The following is a 15,521-nucleotide window of genomic DNA, read 5'->3' as shown; positions in this document are numbered from 1 at the left end:
ATAGCCTGTAAAATTAGCCATTTTCAGCGTCTAAAAACCATTTCTTCCGAAAGCCTGTTCAATAAGTGATGAGAGATGAACGATGAGTGATGAGTTACTTCTAATTACTTATCGTTCATCTCTCATCACTTATCACTAACAAACAATGAACTACCGCAGCCTGAAACCATCACGCTTACTGACAATTAACACCCTGGGCGAACTGAAAGCCGCTGGCTATGAGCCTCGCTCGATTAAACAGGAACTGCGGGACAACCTCATCGAACGCATCAAAGAAAAAGAGGTTGTTTTTCCCGGCATCTGGGGGTACGAAGAAACGGTTATTCCCGATGTAGAACGGGCTATCTTGTCGATGCACCACATCAATCTGCTGGGTCTGCGCGGGCAGGCTAAGACCCGCATTGCCCGCCTGATGGTGAATCTGCTCGATGAGTACATTCCTGTTGTGGCCGGTTCGGAACTCAACGACGATCCGCTCCACCCGCTCTCGCGCTATGCTCACGACCTGATTGCCGAAAAAGGCGACGCTACGCCCATCTCGTGGCTACATCGCTCAGATCGCTACACCGAAAAACTCGCTACGCCCGACGTGTCGGTGGCTGATCTTATCGGCGACGTTGACCCGATCAAAGCCGCAACGCTCAAACTGCCGTATTCCGACGAACGGACGATTCACTTCGGGCTGATTCCGCGCTCGCACCGCTGTATCTTCGTCATCAACGAACTGCCTGATTTACAGGCGCGTATTCAGGTGTCGCTGTTCAATATTTTGCAGGAAGGCGACATTCAGATTCGGGGTTTCAAGCTGCGCCTGCCGCTCGATATTCAGTTCGTGTTCACCGCTAACCCGGAAGATTACACCAACCGGGGCAGCATCGTGACGCCCCTGAAAGACCGTATCGACAGTCAGATTGTGACCCACTATCCGAAGTCGATTTCCATCGGTAAGAAGATTACGATGCAGGAGGCCATCGTGAAAACGGAGCAGAAAGGCATGGTAAAAACCAACGACCTCGTGGCCGACCTGATTGAGCAGGTGGCAATGGAAGCCCGTGAAAGTGAGTACGTTGACGCAAAAAGTGGGGTATCGGCCCGGATGACCATATCGGCCTACGAGAACCTGCTGTCGGCGGCTGAACGGCGGTCGTTGCTGAACGGCGAAAAGGAAACGTATGTCCGCATCGCCGATCTCTACGGTGCTGTGCCGGCCATCTGTGGCAAGGTCGAATTGGTGTACGAAGGCGAGGTAGAAGGGCCGGTAATCGTAGCACAGAACCTGATCGGGAAAGCCATTCGGAATCAGTTTCTGAACTACTTCCCGAATCCTGAAAAAGCAAAAAAAGACAAGCGCGGCAATCCGTACAAAAAAATTACCGACTGGTTCGGCGACGGCAACACGATGGACATGCTCAACGACCTGACCAATCGCGATTACGAAGCCCGGCTCCGTACCATAGACGGGCTTGACGACGTGGTTGATCAGTACCATTCTCGCCTGAGCAAAGCCGAAAAGTTGTTCATGATGGAATTCGCGCTCCACGGTCTCGCTGAGCATTCAATGGTGGGCAAAACACCGATGGATACCGGGCAGCAGTTCAAAGACCTGCTCGGCTCGATGTTCAACCCCGGCAAAGCCTTCGGCGACGAAGATGAGGAGGAGGACGAAGACGACAAGTACTAATAACCTCACCGCTCTTCGTTGGGGAGAGTGCGACGGTAAGCCGCAATTGCCTGTCTGGTAGTTGCGGCTTTTTTTTCCTTTTGTCGGCATATTGGCTAAAAAATCGGTAATCACGAATAATTATTGCCAATATAGTGGTATGATTGGGTAAACAGATAAAACAAAATCTTTATATAGTCCTACTACTTTGTTATTCGTAAACTCACTCGCTACGAACTCATGTCCAACCCCTATCGGACTCCGCTCATTCTGATTACCGTTCTTTTTTTTCTGTGGGGTTTCGCCCATAACCTGAATCCAATTCTGATTCCACACCTGAAAAAAGCTTGTCAGTTGTCCGACCTGCAATCGTCGCTGATCGACTCGGCGTTTTTTATTGGCTACTTCGTAACGGCTATTCCGGCGGGGTTGCTTATGAAGCGGTACGGCTACAAAGCTGGTATTCTGACGGGGCTGTTGCTATTTGCGGTAGGCGCGTTTCTGTTTTATCCAGCCGCCGATACACGCGTATTTGGGTTTTTCCTGTTGGCTTTGTTTGTGATAGCCAGTGGATTAACGTTTTTAGAAACAGCCGCTAACCCCTATGTTACGGTGCTTGGCGAACCGAGTACGGCCACGCAGCGGCTCAACCTGGCGCAGTCGTTCAACGGGTTGGCTGCCACATTGGCTCCACTGGTTGGCGGATTGTTTATTCTGTCGGGCCGGGCCATCTCAGAAGCTGATCTGGCCGGAATGCCCCCCGATCAGGTCGACCGGCTGCTCGATCAGGAAGCAACTGCGGTGCAAATGCCCTACATCGTGATTGGCGTGGTGGTGTTGCTGGTGGCCGTGCTCATCTGGCGTACCCGCCTGCCCGACATTGCCGAACCTGCCGACGAACTGGTCAGTACCGACACGAATAACCTGTGGCAGCAGCGAAACCTGATGCTGGGCGTACTGGCGCAGTTTTTCTACGTTGGAGCGCAGGTTTGCATTTCCAGTTTTTTCATTCGATTTGTAGAACAGGCGGCTGGCATTGACGAAAAAACAGGGGCCTTTTATCTATCGGTGGCCTTGCTGGGTTTTATGTTAGGCCGGTTTGCCGGTACAGCTTTAATGCGGTATGTTGCGCCGTATAAACTGCTGGGAATCTACTCGTTAATAAACGTTGTACTGCTGTTGGTGGCTGTAGGCACAGGGGGGTCCGTGGCGGTGTACGCACTCATCGGCACCGAATTTTTTATGTCAATTATGTTTCCGACGATTTTTTCACTCAGCATCTACGGGCTGGGACCACAAACTAAAGTGGGTTCGTCACTGGTGATAATGGCTATTGCGGGTGGGGCCTTATTTCCTGTCGTTATGGGCCGCGTGTCTGACATCAGCAACATCCAGACGGCTTACATTGTACCGGCTCTGTGTTTTATCGTTGTCTTTTATTTTGCCCGAAAAACCACCGCCCGCGAAGAAATCACCGTGCAGGCGGCTCACTAACGTTTGGGGCATTGCAGCTATTACACAGAGATGCACAAAGAGAAAAATAGATACACAGAGCTTTTTTTAAGATTATCCTCGGTGTAGCTCCGTGTCTGCTCCGTGAGTCTCTGTGTAATAACCCCTTACTTGTATAACGAATGAAAACATATCTTAAACTCGAACCGACCGATACGGTGCTGGTCGCCTTGCAGGATTTGCCCGCCGGAACGCCCATCGTCTCCAACGGTCATAGCTTTACGTTGCCACGAAGCATTCCGGCTAAACATAAATTTGTGCTGCACGATCTGACCCCCGGCGACCCGGTGACTATGTACGGCGTGTTGGTTGGTAAAGCCACGCAGCCTATCGGGCAGGGCGAACAAATTACGACCTTCAATCTCCGCCACGAGGCCGAACCTTACTCGACCGACCGGCGCAAACCGCAACCGTGGTTGCCCCCCGACGTGTTGCGCTGGCAGGGCCGCTCGTTCATGGGCTATCACCGCTCCGATGGGCGCGTAGGTACGGCCAACTACTGGCTCGTGCTGCCGTTAGTGTTCTGCGAAAACCGGAACATTCAGAAACTGAAGGATGCCTTCGAGCGCGAACTGGGCTATGCCCAACCCGATACCTACCAGCAACAGGTGCGGGCATGGCGATTGCAGTACGAAACGGGCGCGTCGATGGCGAACCTGCCCGACGCTCCGGCCCCCGCGCCGAAGCCGTATTTTGCGAACGTGGACGGTATCAAGTTTCTGACGCATGAGATGGGTTGTGGCGGCACAAATCAGGATTCGGCTCTGCTGGCGGCTCTGTTTGCGGCTTATGCCAACCACCCAAACGTGGCTGGGCTGACGGTGCTGAGCCTCGGTTGTCAGAAAACGCAGTACGACGACCTGCTGACCGAAATTCAGAAGCGTAATCCGGCTTTCGATAAGCCCATCCTGTTTTTTGAGCAGCAACAATACGGCACCGAGTTTGCCATGCTTTCAGACGCCATCGGCCAAACGTTTGCGGCCCTGACCGAAACCAACAAACTCACGCGCCAACCCGCTCCGCTCTCGAAGCTGGTAGTTGGGCTGAAATGTGGTGGTTCGGATGGGTTTTCGGGCATTTCGGCCAACCCCGCGCTGGGGTACCTCTCCGATGTGCTGGTAGCCCTGGGCGGCACTACCCTGCTGGCCGAATTTCCCGAACTCTGTGGCGTCGAGCAAAACCTGATCGACCGTTGCGTAAGTGAAGAAAAAGCCCGCAAATTTGAAACGCTCATGCGCGAGTACGCAGCCAAAGCCGAAGCCGTGGGCGCGGGTTTCGACATGAATCCATCGGTCGGCAATATCAAAGACGGCCTGATTACCGACGCCATCAAGTCGGCGGGGGCGGCCAAAAAAGGCGGTACGGCTCCTATTGTCGACGTGCTGAATTACACGGAGATAGCTACGCAGCCCGGTCTGCATCTGGTTTGTACGCCCGGCAACGACGTGCTGGCTACCACTGGCAAAGCAGCCGCCGGGGCAACCATCATTCTGTTTACGACTGGTTTAGGCACGCCCACTGGAAACCCCATCTGCCCCGTAGCGAAAGTGGCAACCAACACGGCTCTGGCGCAGAAAATGCCTGACATTATCGACTTCGACTGCGGCCCCATCGTTCGGGGTGAACAAACCATCGGGCAATCGGGCGATGCGCTGCTGGAATACGTGATTCGGCTGGCGAGTGGCGAGGTACAAACCAAAGCCCAGCAACTTGGTCAGGACGATTTCATTCCGTGGCAGTTCGGGGTGTCGTTGTAAGAACAAAAGAAATTTGGCTTGAAAAAAGCAAAACCTGTCTACGATTCGTTTTATTTCTGGTTGTACCGCGAAGCTCTTCCTTTACGTCATCATGGCAAACCATCTCTCGTTTTCAGATGATACATCGCTCTGGAACGCCTTCCGGGCGGGCGATTGCAGCGCGTTCGAGCAGTTATACTACCAGCATAGCCGGGCGTTGCTCGCTTATGGTAAACGACTTTGCGCCGACCACGCGCTGGTGCAGGATGCGGTGCAGGATGTTTTCGTGGAAGTCTGGAAACGGCGGGCCACCCTCCGCGATTTAGGTACGGTTCGGTTTTACCTATTCCGGGTACTGCGTAATCAGTTGTCGGAGCAGCTAACGACCAGGACCAACCCGCTGCTCCATCCGCACGCGCTGGCCGAACACGCAGAGGATATAGGCATTCCAGCCATCGACTTGTTAATTACCGAGCAGGAAACATCCGATCGGGTGCAACTGCGTCTGCGCCAATGCATTGAGCAACTTCCGCAACGGCAGCGCGAAGCCCTGACGCTGGCCTTTTACCACCAATTCAGCCATCAGGAAATTGCCCAGATTATGGCAATCAACGGCCAGTCGGTCACGAACCACATCAACCGGGCACTGCATACCCTGCGCGAACTGCTGACGGGCGTTTTGTGGGCAATGCTCATGCTGCATTTGCTGCCGATTCGGTGATACCCCACCCCAACCCCTCCCCAGAAGGGAGGGGCTAAAAACGCTTACGCCGGTAAGCCCCTCCCTTCTGGGGAGGGGTTGGGGTGGGGTGTTCCCCTAAAAAATAACTTTTTTTGGGAAAAATTGAGTTAAAACCATATGGTTTGCCCTATTGGTAGTATAACGCCACTACCAATGACTCCTCCGTTCGCTTCTTGGCAAGACCTCGTTACTAACGACAATTTCCGGCGATGGGTGCTTAAGCCCGATGCTGAATCGTCGGCGTATTGGGAAGCCTACCTCCAGCAGTATCCTAATCAGGCCGAAACCGTTCGGCAGGCCGAGCAGGTTGTGCGGCAGTTAGCGCAGGCTACCGCGCCCGCCTACGCAGATACCGCCGAAGAACAACTGGTTTGGCAGCGCATTCGTCAAGAACTTGATAGTAAGCAGACAACGGGTCGGGTCATCACGTTTCGACCTCTGCGTTGGCTCTCGGTGGCAGCAGCGGCCAGTGTTTTGCTCGCGTTGGGCTGGTGGCAGTTTAGGGCGGTTTCTACGTCAAACCCGCAAGCCTATCAGCCACCCGTTGACAAGGCTGCAACACTGATGCAAGAGCGGCTCAATACCAGCCAACAGCCTCTGCGGTTACGGCTGGCTGATGGCAGCACGGTGGTGCTACAGCCCAAAAGTCAGCTTACCTACCCAACGGTATTTTCGGCTGACAGCCGAGTCGTTTTTCTGACGGGCGAAGCATTTTTCGAGGTGGAGAAACGTCCGGCCCAGCCTTTTCTGGTGTATGCGGGTCAGACCGTGACGCGAGTGTTGGGTACGAGTTTTCGGATTAAAGCCTACGGTTATGAGCCGACCGTGCAGGTATCGGTGCGAACGGGTAAAGTGTCGGTATATGCCCGCCCAACCACAACGGCGGTGGCGCGGTCTGATTGGAAGGGCGTACAACTAACACCCAATCAGCAGGCTGTTTTCGTGACGCGCACGGCCCATCTACGGCGCGAATTAGTGCCCGCTCCTGAACCATTGCCGTTGGCAACCATACCAACTGAACTGGTTTTCGATGAACGGCCCGTGAACGAAGTACTAACCCGGCTCGAAGCTATCTACGGACTAACAATCGACTACAATAAAGCAGCTTTAGCCAACTGTACCATCACGACCACGTTTACGAATGAAAGTTTGATTAAACGACTCAGTTTCATCTGTCAGGCCATTGGTGCCACCTACACCATTACCGACGGACAGATTCGTATCGAGAGTTCCGGTTGCTAACCTCAACGGCCATGCTTATGCCCTAAACAAATCGCTTACCTTCCGAACACGACAAAGCGGGTGATGGTATCAGCATCACCCGCCCGCCCAATGACCGCAGTGCCGTCTTCCACAACACACGCTACGGATAGTTTTTGCACGCTCTGAGATAGAATTCACAAAAACGGCTTAAAAATATGAAGTTTTTTACGTCATCCCACAGGCAACTGTATTGGGTTATGCGAGTCACGTTCATGCAATTTGTTTTACTGGCCGCACTGGCAGGCATCGCCGTTGCCGGGCCTGCCAGTGCCCAGGAGGTTCTGAACCGCCGGGTTAGCCTGCACGTAACAGCCAAGCCTATAAAGACGGTACTGGCACAATTGAGTAAACTGACCAATGCGCGGTTTACGTATAGCCCTACCGTTATTAAAGCTAACCGGCCTGTAACCCTCGACGCCGTTAACCAGCCGCTGAGCATTGTACTCGATTTACTGCTGAAACCGCTGGATCTGACATATCAGGCCAATGATCAGGAAATTGTGTTGGTGCGGGTGGTGGGCAGCACGTCGGTAATGTCTCTGCCGCAGCCCGATTTTACTACTGCCGTTGAACGGGCCGTAACGATTTCGGGTACAGTGGTCGATGAAAAAGGCAGCGGGCTACCGGGCGTTAGCGTGGTGGTCAAAGGCACCTCGCAGGGAACTGTCACCGATCCGCAGGGCAAATACAGCCTAAGCGTGTCAGGGCCGGGCGTAACGCTGGTGTTCAGCTTTGTGGGCTACCTGTCGCAGGAAATTGTGGTGGGCAACCAATCGACGCTGAATGTTAGCCTAACTCCGAACGACAAAATTCTGGAAGAAGTAGTCGTGGTAGGCTATGGTACACAACGCCGGGCCAACGTAACGGGAGCCATCGGTTCGATCAAAACGTCGGACATCAACAACATCACCACCGCCAACTCCTCGGCACTGATTCAGGGTAAAGTGTCGGGAGTGCGGGTTGAGAATGCGGGGGGCGCACCGGGCGCGGGCGTGAGCGTGATTGTGCGCGGTACGGGTACGTTCGGTAACGACCAGCCGCTCTATGTCATCGATGGTAATATCACGACCTCCATGGATTTCCTGAATCCAAACGATATTGAAAGCATTGAGATTCTGAAAGATGCGTCGGCAGCGGCCATTTACGGAAACCGGGCGGCCAACGGTGTGGTGCTGGTAACAACCAAGCAGGGTGGTACCGGCCAAACCCGCATTAACTTCAGCGCGAAGGTGGGTATTCAGGGACCAACCAACCGGCTCGACTTTATGAACGCCCGTCAGTATGCCGACTACATCAATCAGGCCGCCGACAACGACGGGCAACCCCGCGCCCCGGCCAACACTACAGCCTTCAATCCGGCAATCGATACCGACTGGCAGAAGCTTTCCATTAGCGGTTCGGCACCCGTGCAGGACTACAGCCTGAACCTGTCGGGGGGCAACGAAAACGCTAAATTCTACATCTCCGGGCAGTATTTCGACCAGAAAGGCATTGTGGTCAACTCTGGGTTCAAGCGGTATAACTTCCGCGCCAACTCCACCTTCACAAAGGGCCGTTTTCGGCTTACCGAAGCTTTGTCGGTATCGCGGGCCATCAACAGACCCAACGTGTACTGGGGCCGCGAACGGGGTGAAATACCGACGATTCCAGTCTTCAACCCAGCTAACGATGGTGGTTTTGCCGGTATCGACCCGGTTTTCAACGGCCTGCCGCGCGGTATCAACTGGTATGGGCTGTCGTTTCTGAACGAAAATCGGCTCACCAACGATCAGGTGCTGGGCAGTTTGGGAGCCGAATACCAGATTATCGATGGCCTGCGCTACAAATTGAATCTGGGACTCGACTACACCGTTGGTAACTCGTTCAACTACCTGCCGACGTTCTTTTTCAGCACCTCACAGGAGGCATTCAACAACGTGTCGCGCTTAGACGAAAACAACATTCGCGGCCTCGGTACGCTGATTGAGCACACGCTCAACTACAGTAAATCGTTCGGCAAACATTCATTCGACGTGCTGGCGGGCTATACACAGCAGTTAAACGAATTTAGGTCGCTGGGAGCCACGGGAGCCGATTTTCCGACGAATTCGCTCCGTGTCATCGATGCATCGACGGTGCGGGTAAATGCCACGGGCGACATTCAGCGGAGTGCGCTCCAGTCGGTTCTGGGGCGGATCAACTACAACTTTGCGGGCAAATACCTGCTGTCGGCCACGCTCCGGCGCGATGGCTCGTCGCGGTTTGCCGAGCAGAACCGCTTCGGTACGTTCCCGTCTATCTCGGCGGGCTGGCGTATCAGCGAAGAAAATTTCTTTCCGAAAAATGACGTACTGAACGATGTGAAACTGCGGGCCAGCTACGGCGTATTAGGTTCGCAGAACATCGGCAACTACGTAACTACCAGCGTGTTGAACATCAATGCCAGTTATTTCTTTGCCAACGGCGTTCGGCCTGGCACGGCCCTGACCAACTTTGCCAACCCTAATGTGGTGTGGGAAACCAGCCGCACTACCGACATTGGTACCGACCTGAGTTTCTGGAATGGCAAGTTCACCGTTGTTATGGATTATTACGACCGGCGTTCGGCAGGGATTCTAACCAATCTACCCATTCCGGTGTACGGGGGCGTGGGCAGCAGCATCGTTAAAAACGCGGCCACCATCCGCAACCAGGGTTTTGAATTTGCCGGTACGTATAACCACCGGCCCGGCAGCAATGGCCTTAAATACAGCATTACGGGTAATTTCAGCACCATCCGCAACCGCGTGCTGGCACTCGGCGAGGGTGTTAGCCCCATCAACGGTGGCACATTTACGCAGGAAAGCTTGCAGGCTACCCGCACCGACGTAGGGCAACCGGTGGGCAGCTTCTACGGTTTTGTAGTCGATGGTATCTACCAAAGTCAGGATCAGATTACCGCCGATGGGCGGCTGAATGTGCGGCCCGGCGACTTTCGCTACAAAGACCTCAACGGCGATGGCAGACTCAACAACAGCGACCGGACGTACCTCGGTAGCCCCGTGCCTAAATTTGAGTATGGAGCCATCTTCAACGCGTCGTACCGGGGCTTCGATTTGAGTATGTTCATTCAGGGCGTACAGGGCAACAAAATTTGGAACGCCAACAAATTCAAACACTTACTCGACTTTGGCGGCAACAGGCTGATTGATGGATTGCGGGCCTGGACCCCGCAAAACACCAACACCGACATTCCCCGTGCTACGCTCTCGGACCCAGCCAACAATCGACGGTCGTCGTCGTTCTATGTCGAAGATGGCTCGTATCTGCGGCTGCGAAGTATGCAGTTGGGCTACACCATTCCGAACACCCTCGTCAAATCGCTGCAACTGGGCGGGGCGCGGGTGTATGTGCAGGGCCAGAACCTGCTCACCTTTACGCGCTACACGGGTTACGACCCCGAAATTGGACGCGGAGGTAGCCCCACGCAGGCCGCCGGGCTGTTCGGCGCGGGCGTCGACGTGGGCATATACCCACAGGCCCGTAGCGTTTTTGCCGGTATTGACATCACGTTTTAATCACTGCCACAACCATGATACCACGTAATAATACTCCGGTTCGAATGCTACGCCGAGCCGCTATGGTGTCGGCTTTGCTGCTTACATCATCGGTATTTACCGAGTGTAGCGAAAAAGCATTAGACATCGATAACCCCAATCAGCTTAGCCCGACATTGTTCTGGCGCAACGCCGACGATGCCGAAAAAGCCCTCGTTGCCACCTACGGTCCGCTTACCACCATTATGGGCTGGGGCCGGATGATGGGTGCTATTCTGACCACGCTCCGGGGCGATGACCTGAATCCTTTCCCGGCGCAGGAAGTGAATGACGTGGGCACCTTCGCCGTAGCCTCGACCGACAACCGGGTGCTGGAAGGCTGGGGCGAGCTAAACGCCATTGTGGCCCGCGCCAATCAGGTCATTGCCAATGTGCCTGCCATTCAGATGAATGAAGCCCGCAAGAAAGAAATTCTCGGTGAAGCCTATTTCCTGCGGGCCTTCGCGCATTTTCACCTGCTGAACATGTGGGGTAATATTCCGCTGATTACCAAGCCCGTGAATGCGCTGGAAGACATACTGGTGCCACAGGCTCCGGCTGCCGATGTGTGGGCCAGCATCAAATCGGATCTGCGACAGGCTCAGAGCAGCCTGCCTGCCGAGCCCAAAGACGTAGGCCGTGCTACGGCGGGTGCCGCCACGGCTCTGCTCGGTAAAGCGCATCTGTATACCAAAGACTGGGCAGCCGCTGCCACCGAATTCAAAAAAATCGTTGATGGCACTCAATACCGGCTGGTAGCCAACTACCAGGACAATTTTCAGGCGGCAACCAATAATAATGCTGAGTCGATTTTTGAGTTGCAATACCAGCGGTCAGATACTGGCAACTGGGGACCGAGCGGTACGCCCAACCCCTGGCGTGGGCAGGCGTGGGAGCCAGATGTTGCGCCCAAAGGCTATACCAGTCAGGCCAGCACTACTATAAACCGCTGGGTCTATGACCTGTTTATGAAGGAGAAAACCATTACCGGTGCCATTGACCCGCGTGCCTTTGCCACCATGATCTGGAATTATCCGGGAGCGAAAGTTTATCAGGACGATTTCACGAAGGCGTTTACGGGCAGCGACCAGAACAACGTGTGGGTACGTAAATACCTTAACTTCGACCGAACCAGTTCGTTAACGCCGGGTAGCTGGGCTTACCCCACCAACAACCGCCGGATGATTCGGTTGGCCGATGTGCTGCTGATGTACGCCGAAGCTGAGAACGAAGCCAACGGCCCGTCGGCGGCTGTGTATGCGGCTATTAACCGGGTGCGGGCGCGGGCAACCATGCCCAACATTGCGCCGGGCCTGAGTCAGGCAGCCATGCGCGAAGCCATCCGCAACGAGCGTGTGCTGGAACTGACCGCCGAGGGCGACCGTATTTTCGATCTGAACCGCTGGGGCATCACCGCCGACGTGTTCACGCGAAACCCGGCCCTGCGCTCGAACAGTGGCGGGCAGTTTCAGCGCAATAAAAACGAGTTGCTGCCCATTCCGCAAAACGACATTAATACCAACCCCCAGCTCAAGCAGAATCCGGGGTATTAGCCTGCTTTCCAGCCACTTATAGACAGCTATCAGTTGTGTTCGCGTCCCTGTGCCAACCCCATTCGTCGCCCCGTTGTGCGCTGCTTTCAGCAGTTTGTTGCGGGCGGCTATTGGGGTGGCTGGGGTTACTCGTGTTGCTGAGTACCTGCCAGCGAAATAAACAGGAGCCGCTGTTCCGGTCGCTCGATGCCACTCAGACGGGCGTTGATTTCGTCAATACGATCACCGAAACCGATTCGGTCAACATCCTCAATTATTACTACTGCTACAACGGCGGGGGCGTGGCCGTAGGCGATTTTGACAACGATAGTTTGCTTGACCTGTTTTTTACGGGTAATCAGGTATCGTCGCGGCTGTATATCAACGCGCAACGCACGAACGATGAGCCGATTATGTATCGCGACGTGACCGAAGCCGCGAAACTTACCACGACGGAATGGATTATGGGCGTATCGGTGGTAGACATTAACGCCGATGGTTGGCTCGATCTATACCTCTGCGTAGCTGGCCCTGGCCGCGACCGACCCGACGCACGGCAACCGCCTAATCGCCTGCACATCAATGGCGGTGTAAATGCGCAGGGCGTTCCGGTCTTCACCGAACAGGCTGCGGCTTACGGACTGGCTGATTCGTCGTTCAGTGTGCAGTCGGCTTTTTTTGATTATGACCGCGATGGTGATCTGGATATGTATCTGATGACCAATCAGGTCAACGGCGTCGACAAAAACATGGTTATTCCGCCCGATTACCCCGTTACGCGCGGGGCTACCAACGACCGACTGTATGAGAATCTGGGTCGGGTCGATTCGCTGGGACATCCGGTCTTTCGCGACGTATCGGCGCGGGCGGGTGTCGCCCACGAGGGATATGGGCTGGGCCTGTCGGTGGCCGATCTGAACGCCGACGGTTGGCCCGATGTGTATGTTGCCAACGACTTCATGACCAACGACCACCTGTATCTGAACCAGAAAAATGGCACGTTTCGCGACGAGTGCGCCCGGAGTCAGGCCCATCAGAGTTACAACGGCATGGGCGTCGATGTGGCCGATATCAATAACGACGCCCGGCCCGACGTGATGGTAGTGGATATGCTGCCGCAAACGAATCTACGGCGGAAAACGACCATCGCGGGAATGAACTACGAAAAGTTTTTGCTTGAAACCCAGGCCGGTTACGTGCCGCAGTTTATGCGAAACACCCTGCAGCTAAATCGGGGAAACGCGCCGACCTCAGCCAGGCAAACCGCCGTTCCAGTCTTCAGCGATGTGGGGCAACTGGCGGGCGTTCATGCCACCGACTGGAGTTGGGGGCCGCTGCTGGCCGATTTTGATAACGACGGTTTCCGCGATCTGTACATCACTAACGGCTTTGCCAAAAACATTACCGATCTCGATTTCTCGAACTACCAGGCCGCCGAAACCATGTTCGGTACGCAAACCGACCGCACCGAAAAACAGCAGGAACTGACCCGGCTACTCAAAGGCGTAAAGGTGTCGAACTACGTGTATCGCAACACCGGGCGGCTGACTTTTACCGACGAAACGGCCAACTGGGGCATTGACCGACCGTCGTACTCGAACGGAGCCGTTTATGCCGATCTGGACCGCGACGGTGATCTGGATTTGGTAACGAGTAATATCAACGAACCGGCCTATGTGTATGAAAATCAGGCCAGTCAGCGCAAAAGTCACGCGCATTTTCTGACTATTGCCCTGATCGGCCCCGCCCTGAACCGGCGTGGTATTGGCGCAACGGTGGCGGTGCATGACGGGCATCGCACCCAAACGGCTTATGTGTCGCCGGTGCGGGGGTATCTGTCCAGCATCGACGCTCCGTTGCACATCGGTTTGGGTACAACAACCCGTGTCGATTCGGTGGTGGTGGTCTGGCCCGATGGTCGTCGGCAGGTATGCCGTAACGTTCGCGTCAATCAGTCGCTAACGATTGATTATCAGACTGAAAAAGCTGTTCCTGACCGCTTGAAACCGGCTACCAATCCGTTGTTTACAGTGGTGAACGATGCGCTCAATCTGCATGTCCGGCACGTTGAAAACAGGCATAACGATTTCGCCGGAAATCCGCTGCTGCTTCGACAGTACGACCGCGCTGGCCCTGCGCTGGCGGTGGCCGATGTTGACGGGGTGAACGGTGACGATTTTTTCATGGGTGGTTCGGCGGGGCAACCGGGTATGCTGTTTCGGCAGGGGGCCAACGGCACCTTTTCATCCGAACCGATCAATCAGACCGAGACTCGCTGCGAAGACGCCGGGAGCCTGTTTTTCGACGCTGACGGCGATGGCGATGCTGACCTGTACGTAGCCAGTGGCGGTAGCGAATTCCAACCCGATTCGCCTGATTATCAGGATCGTCTGTATCAGAACGACGGGCGCGGGCAGTTCACATTACTACCCAATGTCCTGCCTGCCATGCGTAGCAGTAAAAGTTGCGTAGTAGGAGCCGACTACGACCGCGATGGCGACACCGACCTGTTTGTGGGTGGCCGTTACGAGCCGGGCCGTTACCCCGACGCTCCCCGTAGCTATGTACTGCAAAACAACGGCGGCATTTTTCGCGACGTCACCGAGCGGGTGGCTCCCGGCCTGAGCCGCGCAGGCATGGTGAGCGGGGCCGTCTGGTCTGACTTCGACCGCGACGGCTGGCCCGACCTCATTGCCGTGGGTGAGTGGATGCCGTTGTCGTTTTTTCGGAATCAGCGCGGGCGATTCGTGAACGTGACCGGCCAAACCGGGCTGGGCGAAAGCCGGGGCTGGTGGACCAGTATTCTACCCCTTGACATGGACCGCGACGGCGACCTCGATTATGTGATAGGCAATGCAGGTACAAACGTCGATTACGCGCCATCGGTACAGCAACCGCTCGAATTGGTGGCGGGCGATTTCGACAACAACAACCGCATCAAACCTGTGATATTTCAGTATCTGCTGACCAACGCAGGCCAGCGTGAACCCGTGCCGTTTGCGGGCCGCGACGACCTGCTGAAACAGTGGGTTAGTCTGCGTAAACAGTTCGTTGATTACGCCAGTTACGGCCAGACCACCCTCGCCAAACTCCTGCCCAATCCGCTGCCTGCCAATGCTAAACATTTGAAAGCCTGCACGTTTGAAACCAGTGTGCTGGAGAATTTGGGCAAGGGTCGGTTTCGACGACGCGCCCTGCCTATCGAAGCGCAGTTTTCGACAACAACGGGTTTGCTGGCTGGTGATTTTACGGGCGATGGCCTGCCCGACCTGCTCCTGAGCGGCAACAACCACGCGGGTGAGGTGCTGTATGGCTGGGCCGACGCATCGGTGGGTCTGCTGCTGGCGGGCGACGGGCGGGGAAATTTCCGGGCCATCTCGCCCGAACGAAGCGGCATCTGGCTGCGTGGCGATCAGCGTGCGTTGGTGCGGCTCAAAACCCGGCGGGGTACGTCCCTTTTTTTAGCGGCTGCCAACGCCGATAGCGTTGTATCCTTTTCTCAGACCATTAAACCGTAGTTTT

The 15,521-nt window shown here is 55.1% G+C and carries 8 protein-coding genes; all 8 read left to right on the top strand.

Annotated elements, in window-relative coordinates:
* The first annotated feature begins 145 nt into the window (after positions 1 to 145).
* Complete coding sequence (locus AWR27_RS11615) at positions 146 to 1,681, top strand: P-loop NTPase family protein (protein WP_077131325.1); 1,536 nt, start codon at positions 146 to 148, stop codon at positions 1,679 to 1,681.
* Between the two features lie 219 nt (positions 1,682 to 1,900).
* Positions 1,901 to 3,154 (top strand): L-fucose:H+ symporter permease, encoded by a 1,254-nt coding sequence (gene fucP / locus AWR27_RS11610; RefSeq protein ID WP_077131324.1) that lies wholly within the window; start codon positions 1,901 to 1,903, stop codon positions 3,152 to 3,154.
* Positions 3,155 to 3,294: 140 nt separating this feature from the next.
* Positions 3,295 to 4,929: a UxaA family hydrolase gene (locus AWR27_RS11605; RefSeq protein ID WP_077131323.1), complete on the top strand. Its 1,635-nt coding sequence runs from the start codon at positions 3,295 to 3,297 to the stop codon at positions 4,927 to 4,929.
* A 91-nt stretch (positions 4,930 to 5,020) separates the two neighbouring features.
* Positions 5,021 to 5,629 (top strand): RNA polymerase sigma factor, encoded by a 609-nt coding sequence (locus AWR27_RS11600; RefSeq protein ID WP_077131322.1) that lies wholly within the window; start codon positions 5,021 to 5,023, stop codon positions 5,627 to 5,629.
* 174 nt (positions 5,630 to 5,803) lie between these two features.
* The gene (locus AWR27_RS11595; RefSeq protein WP_077131321.1) at positions 5,804 to 6,892 is read left to right on the top strand and encodes a FecR family protein; all 1,089 of its coding nucleotides are present in this window, start codon (positions 5,804 to 5,806) and stop codon (positions 6,890 to 6,892) included.
* A gap of 233 nt (positions 6,893 to 7,125) precedes the next feature.
* A complete protein-coding gene (locus AWR27_RS11590) occupies positions 7,126 to 10,449 on the top strand; it encodes a SusC/RagA family TonB-linked outer membrane protein (protein WP_198045131.1) in 3,324 nt (1,107 codons plus the stop codon).
* Positions 10,450 to 10,463: 14 nt separating this feature from the next.
* Positions 10,464 to 12,020 (top strand): RagB/SusD family nutrient uptake outer membrane protein, encoded by a 1,557-nt coding sequence (locus tag AWR27_RS11585; RefSeq protein ID WP_083732822.1) that lies wholly within the window; start codon positions 10,464 to 10,466, stop codon positions 12,018 to 12,020.
* A gap of 35 nt (positions 12,021 to 12,055) precedes the next feature.
* Entirely contained in the window at positions 12,056 to 15,517 is a 3,462-nt protein-coding gene (locus AWR27_RS11580) for a VCBS repeat-containing protein (RefSeq protein WP_083732821.1), read from the top strand.
* The last annotated feature ends 4 nt before the right edge of the window (positions 15,518 to 15,521 follow it).

This window comes from Spirosoma montaniterrae, assembly GCF_001988955.1.
Lineage (GTDB): Bacteria > Bacteroidota > Bacteroidia > Cytophagales > Spirosomataceae > Spirosoma > Spirosoma montaniterrae.
This window is presented reverse-complemented; position numbering and strand designations above follow the sequence as displayed.

Coding starts and splice junctions, on each gene's coding strand:
- AWR27_RS11605 (WP_077131323.1), top strand. CDS start 3,295: ATGAAAACATATCTTAAACTCGAACCGACCGATACGGTGCTGGTCGCC.
- fucP (WP_077131324.1), top strand. CDS start 1,901: ATGTCCAACCCCTATCGGACTCCGCTCATTCTGATTACCGTTCTTTTT.
- AWR27_RS11590 (WP_198045131.1), top strand. CDS start 7,126: ATGCAATTTGTTTTACTGGCCGCACTGGCAGGCATCGCCGTTGCCGGG.
- AWR27_RS11615 (WP_077131325.1), top strand. CDS start 146: ATGAACTACCGCAGCCTGAAACCATCACGCTTACTGACAATTAACACC.
- AWR27_RS11600 (WP_077131322.1), top strand. CDS start 5,021: ATGGCAAACCATCTCTCGTTTTCAGATGATACATCGCTCTGGAACGCC.
- AWR27_RS11595 (WP_077131321.1), top strand. CDS start 5,804: ATGACTCCTCCGTTCGCTTCTTGGCAAGACCTCGTTACTAACGACAAT.
- AWR27_RS11585 (WP_083732822.1), top strand. CDS start 10,464: ATGATACCACGTAATAATACTCCGGTTCGAATGCTACGCCGAGCCGCT.